Annotated in this window: 15 protein-coding genes; 3 read left to right on the plus strand and 12 right to left on the minus strand. The window is 74.2% G+C overall.

The features are described 5' to 3' along the window. Window positions 1–268: 268 nt before the first annotated feature. From alaS to ACI783_RS14180, 4 genes are all read right to left on the minus strand, one after another. Window positions 269–2,956: an alanine--tRNA ligase gene (alaS, locus tag ACI783_RS14165; protein WP_457141036.1), complete on the minus strand. Its 2,688-nt coding sequence runs from the start codon at window positions 2,954–2,956 to the stop codon at window positions 269–271. A 63-nt stretch (window positions 2,957–3,019) separates the two neighbouring features. Beyond that, entirely contained in the window at window positions 3,020–3,307 is a 288-nt protein-coding gene (locus ACI783_RS14170; RefSeq protein WP_457084376.1) for a hypothetical protein, read from the minus strand. After that, window positions 3,307–3,732, minus strand: a complete 426-nt coding sequence (locus ACI783_RS14175) for a DUF948 domain-containing protein (protein WP_457084378.1) — start codon at window positions 3,730–3,732, stop codon at window positions 3,307–3,309. Before ACI783_RS14175 ends, ACI783_RS14170 begins: the two co-directional genes overlap by 1 nt. Before the next feature lie 110 nt (window positions 3,733–3,842). Further along, window positions 3,843–5,231: a replication-associated recombination protein A gene (locus ACI783_RS14180; RefSeq protein WP_457141037.1), complete on the minus strand. Its 1,389-nt coding sequence runs from the start codon at window positions 5,229–5,231 to the stop codon at window positions 3,843–3,845. A gap of 35 nt (window positions 5,232–5,266) precedes the next feature. Between ACI783_RS14180 and ACI783_RS14185 the strand changes: the two genes are divergently transcribed. Continuing rightward, window positions 5,267–6,127: an aldo/keto reductase gene (locus ACI783_RS14185; protein ID WP_457141038.1), complete on the plus strand. Its 861-nt coding sequence runs from the start codon at window positions 5,267–5,269 to the stop codon at window positions 6,125–6,127. Window positions 6,128–6,379: 252 nt separating this feature from the next. Here ACI783_RS14185 and ACI783_RS14190 read toward each other — a convergent pair whose 3' ends face one another. The 6 genes from ACI783_RS14190 to ACI783_RS14215 all read right to left on the minus strand — a co-directional run bounded on the left by ACI783_RS14190 (window position 6,380) and on the right by ACI783_RS14215 (window position 12,576). Beyond that, window positions 6,380–7,297: a glycosyltransferase gene (locus ACI783_RS14190; protein WP_457141039.1), complete on the minus strand. Its 918-nt coding sequence runs from the start codon at window positions 7,295–7,297 to the stop codon at window positions 6,380–6,382. Continuing rightward, the gene (locus ACI783_RS14195; RefSeq protein WP_457141040.1) at window positions 7,264–7,677 is read right to left on the minus strand and encodes a hypothetical protein; all 414 of its coding nucleotides are present in this window, start codon (window positions 7,675–7,677) and stop codon (window positions 7,264–7,266) included. Before ACI783_RS14195 ends, ACI783_RS14190 begins: the two co-directional genes overlap by 34 nt. Window positions 7,678–7,797: 120 nt before the next feature. Next, a complete protein-coding gene (aspS, locus tag ACI783_RS14200) occupies window positions 7,798–9,579 on the minus strand; it encodes an aspartate--tRNA ligase (protein ID WP_457141041.1) in 1,782 nt (593 codons plus the stop codon). A gap of 32 nt (window positions 9,580–9,611) precedes the next feature. Next, the gene (locus tag ACI783_RS14205) at window positions 9,612–10,613 is read right to left on the minus strand and encodes an aldo/keto reductase (protein WP_457141042.1); all 1,002 of its coding nucleotides are present in this window, start codon (window positions 10,611–10,613) and stop codon (window positions 9,612–9,614) included. Window positions 10,614–10,615: 2 nt separating this feature from the next. Then, window positions 10,616–11,881 (minus strand): histidine--tRNA ligase, encoded by a 1,266-nt coding sequence (gene hisS / locus ACI783_RS14210; RefSeq protein ID WP_457141043.1) that lies wholly within the window; start codon window positions 11,879–11,881, stop codon window positions 10,616–10,618. Continuing rightward, on the minus strand, window positions 11,878–12,576 hold the full coding sequence (locus ACI783_RS14215; protein WP_457141044.1) for an MBL fold metallo-hydrolase: 699 nt from the start codon (window positions 12,574–12,576) through the stop codon (window positions 11,878–11,880). Before ACI783_RS14215 ends, hisS begins: the two co-directional genes overlap by 4 nt. A gap of 151 nt (window positions 12,577–12,727) precedes the next feature. Here ACI783_RS14215 and ACI783_RS14220 point away from each other — a divergent pair, with 151 nt between their 5' ends. Together ACI783_RS14220 and ACI783_RS14225 are read left to right on the plus strand one after the other, a co-directional pair. Further along, window positions 12,728–13,531 (plus strand): peptidylprolyl isomerase, encoded by an 804-nt coding sequence (locus ACI783_RS14220; protein WP_457141045.1) that lies wholly within the window; start codon window positions 12,728–12,730, stop codon window positions 13,529–13,531. An 83-nt stretch (window positions 13,532–13,614) separates the two neighbouring features. Beyond that, window positions 13,615–13,788, plus strand: coding sequence for a hypothetical protein (locus ACI783_RS14225; RefSeq protein WP_457141046.1), 174 nt, complete (start codon window positions 13,615–13,617; stop codon window positions 13,786–13,788). A gap of 21 nt (window positions 13,789–13,809) precedes the next feature. On the opposite strand, the gene ACI783_RS14230 is transcribed toward ACI783_RS14225, so the two are convergent. Next, a complete protein-coding gene (locus ACI783_RS14230) occupies window positions 13,810–14,079 on the minus strand; it encodes a hypothetical protein (protein WP_457141047.1) in 270 nt (89 codons plus the stop codon). A gap of 228 nt (window positions 14,080–14,307) precedes the next feature. Beyond that, window positions 14,308–16,713 (minus strand): RelA/SpoT family protein, encoded by a 2,406-nt coding sequence (locus tag ACI783_RS14235; RefSeq protein WP_457084403.1) that lies wholly within the window; start codon window positions 16,711–16,713, stop codon window positions 14,308–14,310. Window positions 16,714–16,751: the final 38 nt, after the last annotated feature.

The raw sequence follows: 16,751 nt of genomic DNA on the forward strand, positions 1-16,751 counted from the left end.
CACCCGCTCGGTGTGGTGCCCTTCCCCCTGCCCGCCCTGCTCGGCGTCCTGCCGGGCGTCCCGGCCGGGGGGGGGGGGGGGGGGGGGGGGGGGGGGCGGGGGGCGGGCGCGGGCGGGCGGGGCGCGCCACCCCCCCCCCCCCGCCCCCCCCCCCCCCCCCCCCCCCCCCCCCCCCCCCCCCCCCCCCCCCCCCCCCCCCCCCCCCCCCCACCGGTCTGGGCGACCGGCTCCTCCACCGGCCCGGTGCCGGACCCGTCGGACGCCGCGCTCACGAGGTGGCCGCCCCGATCGCCTGCTGGGCGGCGGCCAGGGCCGCGGGGATGCCCGCGGGGTCGGTGCCACCCCCCTGGGCGACGTCGGGCTTGCCACCACCGCGGCCACCGACCGGCCCGGCCGCGGCCTTGAGCAGGTCGTTGGCCGACAGGCCCCGCTGCTGCGCGGCGGGGTTCACCGCGGCGATGAGGGCGACCTTGCCGTCGGCGGCGGAGGCGAGCACCACCGCGGCGGGTTTCTCCCCGAGCCGGCCCCGGACGTCGAGGGCCAGGCTGCGCAGGTCACCGCCGGAGAGGCCGGCCGGTGCCCCGGTGACGACCGCGACCCCGCCGACGTCGGTCGCCGCACCGGCCAGGTCGCCGGCGGCGGCCAGGGTCTGCTGGGCGCGCAGGTCGGCGAGCTCCTTGTCGGCGTCCCGGAGCCGGGACAGCATCCCGCTGACCCGGTCGGCGAGCCCGTCCTGCGGGGTCTTGAGCAGGTCGGCGAGCTGGCGCACCAGGTCCCGCTCGCGGGCCAGGTAGCGGAAGCCCTCCAGGCCGACCGCCGCCTCGACCCGGCGGGCACCGGACCCGACCGAGCTCTCGCCGGTCAGCGCCAGCGTGCCGATCTGCGCACTGCCGCGCACGTGGGTGCCGCCGCAGAGCTCGCGGGACCACTCGCCGCCGATCTCGACCACGCGCACCTGCTCGCCGTAGGTCTCCCCGAACAACGCCAGCGCGCCGAACTCCCGCGCCTCCGGGAGCGTCATGTACAGCGCGCGCACCCCGTGGTCGGCGCGGACGGCGGCGTTGGCGACGTCCTCGATGTCCCGGCGCTGCTGCGCGGTGAGCGCGCCCTGCCAGGCGAAGTCCAGGCGCAGGTACCCGGGACGGTTGTAGGAGCCGGACTGCAGGGCCTGCGGGCCGAGTACCTGGCGCAGCGCGGCGTGCAGCACGTGCGTGCCCGAGTGCGCCTGGCACGCCGACAACCGCCACTCGCGGTCGACCTGGGCGGTGAGCTCGGTGCCGGCGCGCAGCTCACCCTCGAGCACCCGCACCTGGTGGGCCACCAGACCCTTGACCGGGCGCTGCACGTCGATGACCTCGGCGCGGCCGCCGTCCCAGGTCAGCTCGCCGGCGTCGGCGACCTGACCGCCGGACTCCGCGTAGAACGGGGTGCGGTCCAGCACCACCCGGGTGATGCCCCCCGCACCGACGACCGGCTCGGCGTCGCCGCTGGTCGCGTCGTCGGACTCGTCGACCACGCCCAGCACGCGCGAGTCCGTGCGCAGTGCGTCGTAGGCCCGCCAGTCGGTGGGGCCGAACTCGCTGAGCAGCCGGCGGTAGGCCAGCACGTCCACCGAGCCGGTGCGCTTGGCCCGGGCATCGGCGCGGGCCCGGTCGCGCTGCTCCTTCATCAGGGCACGGAACCCGGCCTCGTCGACGGTGACGCCCTGCTCGGCGGCCATCTCCAGGGTGACGTCGATCGGGAAGCCGTAGGTGTCGTGCAGCGAGAACGCCTGCTCCCCCGACAGTGCCGGGGTGCCGGCCTTCTTCGCCTGGCCGACCGCGGTGTCGAACAGCGCCGTCCCGGCGGTGAGGGTGCGCCGGAACGCCTCCTCCTCGGCGTAGGCGACGCCGGAGATCCGGGGGAAGTCCGCGGCGAGCTCGGGGTAGCTGGCGCTCATCGCGTCGCGGGAGACCGGGAGCAGCTCCGGCAGGGTGGCCTCGTCGACGCCGAGCAGCTTCATCGACCGGACCGCGCGGCGCAGCAGCCGGCGGAGGATGTAGCCGCGCCCCTCGTTGCCCGGGGTGACGCCGTCGCCGATGAGCATCAGCCCGCTGCGCACGTGGTCGGCGACGACCCGCAGCCGGACGTCCGCCTCGTGGTCGGCGCCGTAGCGCACCCCCGCCAGGTCGGCGGCCCGGCGCAGCACCGGCGCGACCTCGTCGATCTCGTACATGTTGTCGACGCCCTGCAGCAGGTAGGCAACCCGCTCCAGGCCCATGCCGGTGTCGATGTTCTGCTTGGGCAGGTCGCCCAGGATCGGGAAGTCCTTGCCCTCCCCCGGGCCCCGCTCGTACTGCATGAAGACCAGGTTCCAGATCTCCAGGAACCGGTCGCCGGCGCGGTCGACGGCCGGTCCGCCGTCCGGGCCGTACTCCTTGCCGCGGTCGACGTAGATCTCCGAGCAGGGACCGGCCGGCCCGGGCGCCCCGGTGGACCAGTAGTTGTCGTCCATGCCCAGCCGCTGGATGCGCTCCTTCGGCACCCCGGCGATGCGGTGCCACGCGTCGGCGGCCTCGTCGTCGTCCAGGTAGACCGTCACCCAGATCTTCTCCGGGTCGAAGCCCAGCCCGCCGTCGGCGACCGCTCCGGTGATCAGCTCCCAGGCGTACTGGATCGCCCCCTCCTTGAAGTAGTCACCGAAGGAGAAGTTGCCGTTCATCTGGAAGAACGTGCCGTGCCGGGTGGTCTTGCCCACCTCCTCGATGTCGAGGGTGCGGACGCACTTCTGCACGCTGGTGGCCCGCGGGTAGGGGGCGGGCTCACGGCCGGTCAGGTACGGGATGAACGGCACCATCCCGGCCACGGTGAAGAGCAACGAGGGGTCGGGCGACACCAGCGAGGCGCTCGGGACGACGGTGTGGCCCCGCTGCTCGAAGTGCGCCAGGAAGCGGCGGCGGATCTCGGCGGTCTGCATGCGGTGGGTCTCGGTTCTCCAGCCAGCGGGTGCTGCCTGCTCAGGCAGCGGGGAGGGTGGGGCTCAGCTGTCCGCGGCGTGCGCGCCGCGGCGGGTGGGCAGCTCGACCTGGGAGCTGTCGGGCAGCGGGGCGTCCAGGCCGGTGCCCGCGCGCAGCTCCTCCTCGCGCTCGGCCATCGCGGCCCGGACGTCGGCCCCGAAGTCGCCGATCGCGTCGGCCAGCTCGCGCAGCCCGTCGGCGAGGTTGCCGGCCATCGACTGCGGGGTGAGCTTCTCCGCCGTCTGGGACAGCTTGCGGACGACGAGGACGCCGATCGTCACGCCCATCGTGAGCCAGAACAGCCGGCGCATCAGGCGGCCTTCCGGGCGGCGCGGCGGGCCCGCCGCTCGTCCTTGGCGGTGCGCTGGGCGTCGGCGAGCGCCTGGCCCTCGCGCTTCTTCCGCGCGGCGCTGCGGACGCCGTAGCTGAACGCGGCGACCTTGATCAGCGGGCTGCCCAGGGTCGCGGCGAAGACGCTGGTCAGCGCCGCCACGTTGCTCGAGACGTTGGCGGCGTTGCCGGTGATGTCGTCGACCCGCTCGAGGTTGGCGTTGACGTGGGTGACCGTCGTCGACGCCTGGCTGAGGATCGGCTGGCTCTGCTCCCGGACCTGCCGGATGGTCAGCGTGGTCTCGTCGAGCGTGCGCCCCAGCTTCATCAGTGGCACGGCCACGATGAGCACCAGCAACGCCACCGCGATGGCTGCGATCAGCCCGGCGATCTCTCCTGCGGACACGTGGTGGGTCCCCTTCGTCGTCTTCTGCGTGCGCGGTGGTCGGGCCACCGGTCGAGCAACCCTAGCTGTGCCCGGCCACCGTCAGCCCCGCCGTCGGCTGTGCACGCCGGTCAGGCTCCGCGCTCCGGTCCGCTCCTCGCTCGTCCCTCGCTGCGATGCTCCCGGAGCTGTCGCCTGACGATCGCCCGCAGCTTGACCAGCCGGGCGCCGATCTGCGCCTCCACCCCGCGCGCCGTCGGCCGGTAGTAGTCGCGGCCCACGAGGGCGTCGGGCGGGTACTGCTGCGGCACCACGCCGTCGGGGTGGTCGTGCGGGTAGGAGTAGGTCTTCCCGTGGCCCAGCTTCTTCGCCCCCGCGTAGTGGGCGTCGCGCAGCCCGGGCGGCACCGGGCCGGCCAGCCCGGCGCGGACGTCGGCGACGGACTCGCCGATCGCCACGGTCAGCGCGTTCGACTTCGGTGCGGTGGCCAGGTGGGCGACGGCCTGGGCGAGCGGGAAGTGGCCCTCCGGCATCCCGATGAAGGCCACGGCCTCGGCCGCGGCGACCGCGGTCTGCAGCGCGGTGGGGTCGGCCATGCCGATGTCCTCGCTGGCGGAGATGACCAGCCGGCGGGCGATGAAGCGCGGGTCCTCCCCCGCCTCCACCATCCGCGCCAGGTAGTGCATCGCCGCATCGACGTCGGACCCGCGGATCGACTTGATCAGCGCGCTGGCGACGTCGTAGTGCTGGTCGCCGGCGCGGTCGTAGCGCACCGCCGCCTGGGCCACCGCGGTCTCCAGGGTGGGCAGGTCGATCTCGGTGCCGCCGGCGGCGAGCGCCGCGCCCGCGCCGGACTCCAGCGCGGTCAGCGCCTTGCGGCCGTCGCCGCCGGCGATGCGGACCAGGTGCTCCTCGGCCTCGGCGCTCAACGTCACCGCGCCGTCCAGCCCCCGGTCGCTGGTCAGCGCGCGGCGCAGCAGCGTGCGCACGTCGTCGTCGTCCAGCGGCTGCAGCGCGAGGACCAGGCTGCGCGAGAGCAGCGGGCTGACCACCGAGAAGAAGGGGTTCTCGGTGGTGGCCGCGATCAGGCTGACGATCCGGTCCTCCACCGCCGACAGCAGGGAGTCCTGCTGGGTCTTGGAGAAGCGGTGCACCTCGTCGATGAACAGCACCGTGCGCCGGCCGGCCATGGTCAGCTCGCGCTTGGCCGAGCTGATGACCGCGCGGACCTCCTTCACCCCGGAGTCCAGCGCGGACAGCTGCACGAACTGCCGTTTGGTGGCCAGGCTGATCACGTGCGCCAACGTGGTCTTGCCGGTTCCCGGCGGCCCGTAGAGCACCAGGGACATCGGCTCGTCGGCCTCCACCAGCCGGCGCAGCGGCGCGCGGGGCCCGAGCAGGTGGGTCTGCCCGACGACCTCGTCCAGCGAGCGGGGTCGCATCCGGACCGCCAGCGGCACACCGGGGTCGACCGGCGCGCCACCGTCGTCGTCTGGTGCGGGGTCGAACAGCGAGCTCACGGTTGCGACGCTACCCGCGGGGCACGACGGTCCCCATGCAGCAGCGACGCATCGGCGACCGCACCGTCAGCGCCATCGGCCTGGGGGCCATGCCCCTGTCGACCAAGGACGACCGTCCCACGCCCGCCGACGCCGAGGCGGTGGTGCACGCCGCGCTCGAGGCCGGCGTGACGCTGGTCGACACCGCCGACGCCTACGCCCGCGACGAGGCGGAGTTCGGGCACAACGAGGAGCTGGTCGCCAGGGCGCTGCGCTCGTACGGCGGCACCACGGACGACGTCCTGGTGGCGACCAAGGGCGGGCACACCCGCCGCGGCAGCGACTGGGAGCTGGACGGGTCGCCGGCGTACCTGCGCCGGGCCTGCGAGGCCTCGCTGCGCCGGCTGGGCGTCGAGGCGATCGGGCTCTACCAGTTCCACCGGCCGGACCCGGCGACGCCGTGGGAGGAGTCGATGGGCGCCCTGAGGTCACTGGTGGACGACGGGCTGGTGCGGCTGGCCGGGATCTCCAACGCCGACGTCGCCCAGATCGACAGCGCCCGGCAGATCGTGGGCCCGGCGCTGGTGAGCGTGCAGAACCAGTTCTCCCCCGGCTGGCGCTCCTCGGCCGGCGAACTGGCCCACTGCGCGGAGCTCGGGCTGGCGTTCATCCCGTGGAGCCCGTTCGGCGGGGTGTCCTCGGCCAAGTCGCTGGGGTCGACCGCCGACGCGTTCGCCGCGGTGGCCGACGAGCTCGGGGTCTCCGTCTACCAGGTGACGCTGGCCTGGCACCTGGCCCAGGCCGACGTCGTCGTCCCCATCCCGGGGGCGTCCCGGGCGGAGTCGATCACCGACTCGGCAGCCGCGGCGGAGCTCCGGCTGACCCCCGACCAGCTGGCCCGCCTCGACGCCGCCTGACCCAGCGCCCTCGGTCTCCCCGACCCTCGACCTCACGTCGAGGTCGACGGTCGGCCCGGCGCGTGGTGGCCCATGGGGCCTCCGCTACAGCGACTGGAAGGTGCTGCTGGAGTACGAGCGCCGCCGGCACGCGGACGTGGACCAGTTCGCCCGCGACGTCGACCGGTGCTCGCTGATGGCAGCCGACGGCTGGCTGGTGCTGCGCTTCGCCCGCCAGCACCTCCGGAGTCCCCGAGCACGGCCGGTGGTCGGTCAGGCGGCCCACGGGTCGGGCGACTCCCGGAGCACGGGGCGGCGCTCGGTGGCCAGCCGCTCCACGAGGGAGGCCACCTCGCCGGCTCCGCCACGAGCGGCCAGGGAGCGGGCCAGCTGCGCGGCCCGCCGCGCGAAGGCCGGGTCGGCCAGCACCCGTCCGACGGCGTCGGCCACCTGCGCGGACCGCGGGCGGCCGGTGCGCAGGTCGATCCCCGCACCGGACCAGGCCACCCGGCGGGCGATCTCCGGCTTGTCGAGGGTGCCGCCGGCGACCACGAGGGGGACGCCGGCAGCCAGCGCGGCCAGCACCCCGCCCCACCCGCCGTTGGTGACCACGACGGAGGTCCGCGGGAGCAGCCGGTCGTAGGGCAGGAACGGTGCCTGCCGGGCGTTGGCCGGCACCTGCGCGTCCGGCAGCCCGGCGGGTCCGGTCGATGCGGCCACCAGCACGTCGGCGTCCGCGAGGCCGGCCAACGCGGGGAGCAGCAGGTCGGCGGGGTCGACGTCGTAGGTGCCCTGGGTGACGTGCACCAGGGGGCGGTCGGCCGCGGTCAGGTCTGCCCACCACGGCGGCAGGGGGGCGCCTCCGGCAGGCGCGGCGAGCTGGCCGACGAAGTGCGCGTGCCGGGGGAGGTCACTGCGCGGGTACTCCAGCTCCCGCACTCCGTGCACCAGCACCAACTGCGGCGAGTAGAAGGCGTCCAGGGCGGTGGAGGGCGCCGGTGGCAAGTCGAGCTCGGCCCGTACCTCGGTGGCCACGCGGTCCAGCCGCCGGCCCAGCGCGAGCCGGGTGGCTCGTCGCAGCGCGGCGTCCCTGGCCCGCCCGGCCCGGCCGCGGCCGGGCCGCAGACCCAGGCCGAACGGCGGCAGGTCCCGGCTGGTCAGGCCGAGGGGCACCAGGGAGACCGAGGCCACGGCGTGCCGGTGCGCTCCGCGGCGAGCGCGGACCCGATCGCGAGCTGATCGGACACCAGCACGTCGAACGGCCCGGCCGCCAGCAGGTCCGCCGCCTGGCCGACGCCGGTGCGCAGGAACACGTGCTCCACGTTCGCGGTGACCGCGCGTGGTCCCCGCCCGTCGCCCACCTGCGGGAAGGTGGCCCGCAGGTCGGCGTCGTCGAAGTCCGGGGCACGCCGCCAGGGCAGCCAGGTCGCACCGGCGGCGGTGAACCGCTCGGCGTAGCGGCGACCGGTGTAGGCGACGACGTCGTGCCCACGGGCGACCAGGGCCGCGGCCACGGCCGCCATCGGGCTGGCGTGACCCGCGAAGGGCATCGCCGCGACCAGCACCCGCATGCCCGCCGCTCCCCCCGCCCGACCGGGTCCCGCGTTGATCATCGGCGAACGACTGCCCGACACGCCAGTGCGCGCGGCCGTCCGCCGATGATCGACTGCCGGGGAGGACAAACTCCGCCCTCAGGCGCCCTTGGCGGGGTCGGTCGGGCCGGGCGCACCGGGCTGACCGGGGGCCGGCTCGGCGTCCGGGTCGACGTCGATGCCGGCCTCCTTCCGCTGCGCGGCGGTGATCGGCGTCGGCGCACCGGTCAACGGGTCGAAGCCCGCGCCGGTCTTCGGGAAGGCGATGACCTCGCGGATGGAGTCGACGCCGGCCAGCAGCGCGGTGAGCCGGTCCCAGCCGATCGCGGCACCGGCGTGCGGCGGCGGGCCGTAGTCGAAGGCCTCCAGGAACCAGCCGAACTGCGCCCGGGCCTCCTCCTGCGTCATGCCGAGGGTCTGGAACACCCGCTCCTGCAGCTGGGCGTCGTGGATGCGGACCGACCCGCTCATCAGCTCGTTGCCGTTGCACACCAGGTCGTAGGCGTCCGACAGCGCCGCACCCTTGTCCTCGGCGAAGCGCTCCCGCCACTCCGGGGTGGGCGAGGTGAACGGGTGGTGCATGAACGTCCAGTCGCCGTCCTCGGTCTGCTCGAACATCGGGAAGTCGACGACGAACAGGAACGACCACGACCCCGGCTCGATGAGCTCCAGCCGCTTGGCCACCTCGTTGCGGGCGGCGCCGAGCAGCTCCTGGGCCTGCCGGCGCGGGCCGGCGGCGAAGAAGACGCAGTCGCCGGGTGCGGCGCCGACGGCCTCGACCAGCCCGGCCCGCTCGGCCTCGGAGATGTTCTTGGCCACCGGGCCGCCCAGCGTGCCATCCTCGCCGACGGTGACGTAGGCCAGGCCCTTGTAGCCCCGCGACCGGGCCCAGTCCTGCCACGCGTCGAAGGCCCGCCGCGGCTGCGAACCGCCGCCGGGCATCACGATCGCGCCGACGTAGGGCGCCTGGAAGACCCGGAAGGGGGTCTCGGCGAAGTAGGAGGTCAGCTCGGTCAGCTCCACGCCGAAGCGCAGGTCGGGCTTGTCGGAGCCGAACCGGTCCATCGCCTCGCGGTAGGTCATCCGCGGGATCTCCGGCACCTCGTAGCCGGCCAGCTCCCGCCACAGCGCCCGGATGACGTGCTCGGCCACGGCCAGCACGTCGTCCCGGTCGACGAAGCTCATCTCGAAGTCGAGCTGGGTGAACTCCGGCTGCCGGTCGGCCCGGAAGTCCTCGTCCCGGAAGCAGCGGGCGATCTGGTAGTAGCGCTCCAGGCCACCGACCATCAGCAGCTGCTTGAACAGCTGCGGCGACTGCGGCAGGGCGTACCAGTGGCCCGGCTGCAGCCGCACCGGGACGACGAAGTCGCGGGCACCCTCGGGGGTGGAGCGGGTCAGCGACGGGGTCTCCACCTCGGTGAACCCGTGCTGGGCCATCACCCCCCGGGCGATCCGGTTGACCTCGCTGCGCAGCCGCAGCGTCGCCGCCGGGCCCTGCCGGCGCAGGTCCAGGTAGCGGTACTTGTAACGGACGTCGTCCCCGGCGGCCTGGGCGGTCTCGATCGGGAACGGCAGGGGCGCGGCGGCCGACAGCACGGTGAGCTCCGCGGCGACGACCTCGATCTCGCCGGTGGAGAGCTCGGGGTTCTCGTTGCCGGCGGGGCGTCGCTGCACCTGCCCGGTCACGAGCACGCAGTACTCGTTGCGCAGGGCGTGCGCCTCCTCCTCGCGGACGACGACCTGGGCGTAGCCCGAGGCATCGCGCAGGTCGAGGAAGACGACCCCGCCGTGGTCGCGGCGGCGGGCGACCCAGCCGGCGAGGGTGACCGTGGAGCCGGCGTCGGAGGCGCGGAGCGTCCCGGCGTCGTGGGTGCGGAGCACGTTTCAGGCCCTTCTGAGGGAGGTGGGGACGGTCACCAGCGGTCGTGCACGTGTGCGCGGATGCGCTCGTCGTACACGCGCTCGAGGTCGGCGAGCTGGCTGTCGGACAGCGGCGGGAGCGAGGCGGCCGCGACGTTGTCCAGCGCCTGCTGGACGTTGCGGGCGCCCGGGATGACGGTGGTGACGCCGGGCTGGTCGATGACCCAGCGCAGCGCGAAGCCGGCGGTGGAGACGTCCGGGCCGGCGATCTCGGCGACCTCGCGCGCGGCGGCGACGCCGACCTCGAACGGCACGCCGGCGAAGGTCTCGCCGACGTCGAAGGCCTCGCCGTTGCGGTTGTAGTTCCGGTGGTCGTCGGCGGCGAACGTGGTGTCGGTGGAGTACTTGCCCGACAGCAGGCCGCTGGCCAGCGGAACCCGGGCGAGGATGCCGACCTCGGCGCGCTGGGCGGCGGGCAGCAGCTGCTCCAGCGGCTTGCGCCGGAAGATGTTGAGGATGACCTGGATGGTCTGCACGCCAGGGTGCTGCAGCGCGGTCAGGCCCTCGGTCACGGTCTCCACCGAGACGCCGTAGGCGGCGATCGCCTGCTCCTCGACGAGGGTGTCGAGGGTGTCGTAGACCCGCTCGTCGGAGTAGACGGTCGGCGGCGGGCAGTGCAGCTGCACCAGGTCGAGGGTGTCGACGCCGAGGTTGGTCCGCGACCGGTCGATCCAGGCGCGCAGGTTCTCCGGGGTGTACTGCTCGGCGGTGAACGGGTCGGCGCGCCGGCCGGCCTTGGTGGCGACGAACGGGCGCTCGCCGCGGGTGGCCAGGGCCTGGCGGATGCGCTGCTCGGAGCGGCCGTCGCCGTAGACGTCCGCGGTGTCCAGCAGGGTCACGCCCGCGTCGAGCGCGGCGTCCAGGACGGCGGCGGCGTCGGCCTCGGTGACCTCGCCCCAGTCACCGCCCAGCTGCCAGGTGCCCAGTCCGACGACGGATACGTCGGCACCGGTGCGGCCGAGCGGGCGGGTCTCCAGCGGGGTCGAGGAAGTCACAGTCACCTCCCAACCGTCGCACGCACGCGCTCGAACAGCTCGCCCAGGGGGACGGCGACCTGCTCCTGGGTGCGCAGGTCCTTCAGCTGCGCCACCCCATCGGCGAGGTCCCGTTCACCCAGCACGACGGCGTGCGTGGCGCCGGAACGGTCGGCGGCCTTCATCGCGCCCTTGAGCCCGCGGTCGCCGTACACGGTGTCGGCGGCGACGCCGGCCTCGCGCAGCTGCCCGACCAGCCGGACGGCGAGCCGCTTGGCCTCCGCCCCCAGCGGGACGATGAAGGCCTGCACTCCGGCGCTCGCTCCCAGGTCCAGCCCCTCGGCCTGCACCGCGAGCAGGGTGCGGTCGACGCCGACGGCGTAGCCGATGCCGGACAGGTCCGGGCCGCCGAGCGCCGCGGACAGCCCGTCGTAGCGCCCGCCGCCACCGATCGCGGACTGGGCGCCGAGGCCGGAGTGGACGAACTCGAAGGTGGTCTTCGTGTAGTAGTCCAGCCCGCGCACCAGCCGCGGCGCCTCGGTCCACTCCACGCCCAGGTCGGTGAGGTGCTGACGGACGGCGTCGTAGTGCGCCTTCGTGGTGTCGGACAGGTGGTCGACCATCAGCGGCGCATCGTCGAGCTGGGCCTGCACCTCGGGCCGCTTGTCGTCGAGCACCCGCAGCGGGTTGATCTCCGCCCGGCGCCGGGTCTCCTCGTCCAGGTCCAGCTCCGCCAGGTACGCCACGAGCAGCTCGCGGTACTGCGGCCGGCAGGTCGCGTCACCCAGCGAGGTCAGCTGGAGCTCGAAGTCGCGCAGGCCCAGGTCGCGGAACCCCTGTACCGCCAGCGCGACGATCTCGGCGTCCAGCGCCGGGTCGTCGACGCCGAGGGCCTCGCAGTCGACCTGGGTGAAGTGCCGGTAGCGGCCGGCCTGGGGTCGCTCGTAGCGGAACGCCGAGCCGACCGCCCACAGCTTCACCGGCAGCGCGCCGGAGTACAGCCGGTGCTCGATGAACGACCGCATCAGCCCCGCGGTGAGCTCCGGGCGCAGGGTCAGCGACCGGCCACCGCGGTCGGTGAACGTGTACATCTCCTTGGAGACGACGTCGGTGGACTCCCCCACCCCGCGGGAGAACACCGCGGTGTCCTCGAACGTCGGCGTCTCGATGTACCCGTAGCCCGCCCGGCGCAGCGGCGCGGTCAGGGTGTCGCGCACCGCGAGGAACTGCGCCGACGCCGGCGGCAGCGTGTCGAACGTGCCCTTGGGAGCCCGCATCGGCTCACTCACAGTCGGTGTCCCTTCGGTGCCGAGGCGGCCTCGGCGAGATACGGGTTGGTGGCGCGCTCGCGCCCGATCGTCGTCGCCGGGCCGTGCCCGGGGAGCACGACGGTGTCGTCCTCCAGCGGCAGGACGACGTCGCGCAGCGAGCGCAGCATGTCCGGCCACGAGCCGCCGGGCAGGTCGACCCGGCCCACCGATCCGGCGAACAGCACGTCGCCGGCGAGCAGACCCGGGGAGTCGTGGAGGTCCAGGGAGAAGACCACCGATCCCCGGGTGTGGCCGGGCGCGTGCCGCACGGTCAGGTCGACGCCGGCCAGCGAGAGCGTGGCGCCGTCGGCCAGCACCCGGACGTCGTCGGGCTCGGGGAGGTCGGCCGCCCCGATCAGCGGCGCCAGCTGCGGCCCGTGCCAGCGCACCGGGTCGGCGAGCATCGGGTGGTCAGCGGCGTGCAGGTAGGCCGGGATGTCGTAGCCGGAGCACACCGGCACGACCGAGAAGGTGTGGTCCAGGTGCCCGTGGGTCAGCACGACGGCGACCGGCTGCAGGCCGTTGTCGGCGAGCATCGCGCGCAGCGGCTCGACGGCGTCCATGCCCGGGTCGACGACGACGCACTCCTGCTTCAGCGCCGACGACCCCGCGCGAGGGGCCACCGCGTAGCAGTTCGTGCCGAACGCGCCGGCGGGGAAGGAGCGGATGAGCACCCGTGCAGGTTACGCGGCTGTGATCACACCCAGCCGCGCTGCCAGGGAGCCGCCAGGGAGCGCCCCTACACTGCGCACCTGACGCCGCCCGGGCGCCGGCCGCCGCCGCCCCGGGCCCGCCGCCGACCACCGCCCGAGGAGCCCGAGAAGAGTGCCGACCAACAAGCAGCGCCGTGAGGCCGCCCAGCGCCACCTGCAGCGTCAGCTGGAGCGCCGTGAGCAGCTGGCCCGGAAGCGGCGCCGGAACGTGCTCATCGGTGTGACGGTCATCGCCGTGCTGGCCGTGGTGGCCGCCGTCTTCATCATCACCGGGATCACCGGCGAGGACGACACGGCGGACACCGCCGGCGCCGCCAGCGACAACGCCGCCACCGCCCCGGTCGTCGACGGCAGCGACGGGACCTGCGACTTCACCGAGGCCAGCCGCGGCGAGACCACCACCGACGCCGGCACGCCGCCGGCCGAGGTGCCGACCACCGGCACGGTCCCGGTCACCATGACGACGAACGTCGGCGACATCCCGCTGACCCTGGACCAGGAGAACGCACCCTGCGCCTCGGCCAGCATGGTGTACCTGGCCCAACAGGGGTTCTTCGACGGCAGCCCCTGCCACCGGCTGACCTCCGGCGGGCTGAGCGTGCTGCAGTGCGGTGACCCCAGCGGCACCGGCACCGGGGGCCCCAGCTACCAGTTCCCGACCCAGGTCACCGGCGAGGAGACCTACCCGCGCGGCACGGTCGCGATGGCGAACAGCGGCTCCGGCTTCGACGGGAGCCAGTTCTTCCTCGTCTACGCCGACAGCCAGCTCTCCCCGGACTACACCGTGATCGGCACGATCGACGAGGCAGGCCTCGCGGTGCTCGACTCGATCGCCGCCGCCGGGATCGAGGGCGGCGCGTCCGACGGCGCTCCCGCCGAGCCGGTCACCATCGAGTCGATGACCGTCCAGCAGTAGCCGCGGCACCCGACGGCCCGGTCCCTCCCCGAGGGGCCGGGCCGTCGCGCGTCCGGGGCCGGCCACGCCGATACCGTCCGGGCATGAGACGGCACGTGGCGCGGGACGTGGCGGTGGTCTGCCTGGTGTGGGCGGCGGTCGTCCAGCTGGCGTCCTGGGAGCGCCCGGGGCTCCCGCTGCTGCTGAGCACCGCGGCCGCCGTCGTCCTGCTGCTCCCCGACCGTCGCCCCCGCCGCCGCCAGGGCCCCACCGCCTGACCGCGACCGCTCAGCCGGGGGTCAGGCGGTGGTCAGCCGCACCAGGCCCCGGTCACCGGAGTGGTCGACCACTGCGAACAGCTCGAACCGGTCGGCCCCCGGCTCGCTGCAGCGGGACGCCGCCCAGTCCAGCACGGCGGGGACGTCCGCCCCGGAGATCTCGTACTCGTCGGCCGCCGACCCCGGTGGCTGCCCCCCGTAACCGGGAGCGCCCCACCAGAAGTGGACCCGGTACCGCGGGTGGTCGATCTCCCAGCGCACGTCCCGTGGGTCGACGCCGCGGACGTCCACCCCTACGCGGTGCCGACGGCGCGACTCCGCGCCGCCGTCCGCTCCTCGGTCGCTGGCGCTCCCTGCGATGCTCCCGCGGCTGTCCTCACGCGGTGCCGACGGCGCGACTCCGCGCCGCCGTCCGCTCCTCGGTCGCTGGCGCTCCCTGCGATGCTCCCGCCGTCGGGCCCCCTCCCAGGGGCTCGCTGCGAGGAGCGTGCGAGTGGCGGGGGGAGAGGGGGTCCGTCATCACGCGGTGACGCGTTCCACGTCGAAGACGCCGTCGACGTTGCGCACCGTCTGCAGCACCGCGCCCAGGTGCGCCGGGTCGGCCAGCTCGAAGGTGAACCGGCTGATCGCCACCCGGTCCCGGCTGGTCTGCACCGAGGCGGAGAGGATGTTGACCCGCTCGTCGGCCAGCGCCCGGGTGACGTCGGAGAGCAGCCGGTGCCGGTCCAGCGCCTCGACCTGGATCGCCACCAGGAAGACCGCGCCGGGCTGGGAGGCCCAGTCGACCTCCACCAGCCGCTCGGGCTTGCTCTGCAGGTCAGCGGCGTTGGTGCAGTCGGTGCGGTGCACGCTGACGCCGCCACCGCGGGTGACGAAGCCCAGGATGTCGTCGCCGGGCACCGGCGTGCAGCACTTGGCGAGCTTGGCCCAGACGTCGGTCATGCCGTGCACCACGATGCCCGGGTCGCCGCTGGCGGTGCGCGCCACCGTGCGCTTGGTGGGGATCGCCGTCTCGGCGATGTCCTCGGTGGCGCCCTCCGAGCCGCCCAGCGCGGTCAGCAGCTTCTCCACGATCGACGCCGCGGAGACCTGGTTCTCCCCGACCGCCGCGTACAGCGCGCTGACGTCGCTGAAGTGCAGGTCCGCGGCGAGGGTGGCCAGCGCCTCTCCGCCGAGCAGCCGCTGCAGCGGCAGGCCGGCCTTGCGCATGGCCTTGGTGAGCGCGTCCTTGCCGGCCTCGACGGCGTCCTCGCGCCGCTCCTTGGTGAACCACTGCCGGATCTTGGTGCGCGCCCGGGACGAGCCGACGAACGACAGCCAGTCCTTGGACGGTCCGGCGGTCGGCGAGCGGGAGGTGAAGACCTCGACGACGTCACCGTTGGACAGCTTGCTGTCCAGGGACACGAGGTTGCCGTTGACCCGGGCACCGATGCAGCGGTGGCCGACCTCGGTGTGCACCGCGTAGGCGAAGTCGACCGGGGTGGCCTCGCCGGGCAGGCTGATCACGTCGCCCTTGGGCGTGAAGACGAAGACCTCCTGCGGCCCCAGGTCGTACCGCAGGGTCTCCAGGAACTCACCGGGCTCCTGGGCCTCGCGCTGCCAGTCCAGCAGCTGGCGCAGCCACAGCATGTCGTCGCCCGCCGCGCCGGGCGTCGGCACCAGGTCGGCCTTGCCGCCGCCGGCGCGTGCCTTCTCCTTGTACTTCCAGTGCGCCGCGATGCCGTACTCCGCGGTGCGGTGCATCTCGTGGGTGCGGATCTGCAACTCGACCGGTTTGCCCTGCGGGCCGATGACCGTGGTGTGCAGCGACTGGTACATGTTGAACTTCGGCATCGCCACGAAGTCCTTGAACCGGCCGGGCACCGGCTGCCAGTGCGCGTGCATGATGCCCAGCGCGGCGTAGCAGTCACGCACCGACTCGACCAGGATGCGGATGCCGACCAGGTCCCAGATGTCGGTGAAGTCGCGCCCGCGGACGATCATCTTCTGGTAGATCGAGTAGTAGTGCTTGGGGCGGCCGGTCACGGTCGCCTCGATCTTGGACGCCTTGAGCTGCTCGGTGACCTGGCTGGTCACCTCGGCGATGAAGGTGTCCCGGGACGGCGCCCGCTCGGCGACCAGCCGGACGATCTCGTCGTAGCGCTTGGGGTACAACGTGGCGAACGCGAGGTCCTCGAGCTCCCACTTGATGGTGTTCATGCCCAGCCGGTGCGCCAGCGGGGCGAGGATCTCCAGCGTCTCGCGCGCCTTCTTCTCCTGCTTCTCCGGCGGGAGGAACCGCAGGGTGCGCATGTTGTGCAGCCGGTCGGCGAGCTTGATCACCAGCACCCGCGGGTCGCGGGACATCGCGACGATCATCTTGCGGATCGTCTCGGCCTGCGCCGCGTCGCCCAGCTTGACCCGGTCGATCTTGGTGACGCCGTCGACCAGGTGGGCCACCTCGGGGCCGAAGTCGGCACGGATGGTGTCCAGCGTGACGCCGGTGTCCTCGACGGTGTCGTGCAGCAGCGCGGCCACCAGGGTGGTGGTGTCCATCCCGAGGCCGGCCAGCACGGTGGCGACCGCCAGCGGGTGGGTGATGTAGGGGTCGCCGCTCTTCCGCTTCTGCGGGGCGTGCGCCTCCTCGGCGACGTCGTAGGCCCGCTGCAGCAGCAGCAGGTCGGCCTTCGGGTGGCTCTGCCGGTGCAGCACGGCCAACGGCTCGAGCACCGGCCGGATCCCGGTGGAGCGCTGACCGGCGACGATGCGGCGGGCCAGCCGGTCGCGGACCCGCCGGCGGGGTACCGCCTCGGCGTCCCCGCCGGGCTCGGGCGCGACGTCGTCGGGACGACGGACGACCGGCCGCTCGGGCAGTGCCGCGCGCGGCGGCTCCGCCTCGACGGCGGGCGCGTCGGACGTCTGCGGTGCGGCGACGTCACCGGCCACGAGTGCTCCTGCCTGCTGAGGAGGGTGGGACCCATCCC

It is taken from the genome of Modestobacter sp. SYSU DS0511 (genome assembly GCF_054050755.1).

What these genes read in the sequence shown, in the direction of transcription:
- alaS (WP_457141036.1), bottom strand. Translation starts at nt 2,956, where the DNA reads ATGCAGACCGCCGAGATCCGCCGCCGCTTCCTGGCGCACTTCGAGCAG.
- ACI783_RS14170 (WP_457084376.1), bottom strand. Translation starts at nt 3,307, where the DNA reads ATGCGCCGGCTGTTCTGGCTCACGATGGGCGTGACGATCGGCGTCCTC.
- ACI783_RS14185 (WP_457141038.1), top strand. Translation starts at nt 5,267, where the DNA reads ATGCAGCAGCGACGCATCGGCGACCGCACCGTCAGCGCCATCGGCCTG.
- ACI783_RS14195 (WP_457141040.1), bottom strand. Translation starts at nt 7,677, where the DNA reads ATGCGGGTGCTGGTCGCGGCGATGCCCTTCGCGGGTCACGCCAGCCCG.
- ACI783_RS14225 (WP_457141046.1), top strand. Translation starts at nt 13,615, where the DNA reads ATGAGACGGCACGTGGCGCGGGACGTGGCGGTGGTCTGCCTGGTGTGG.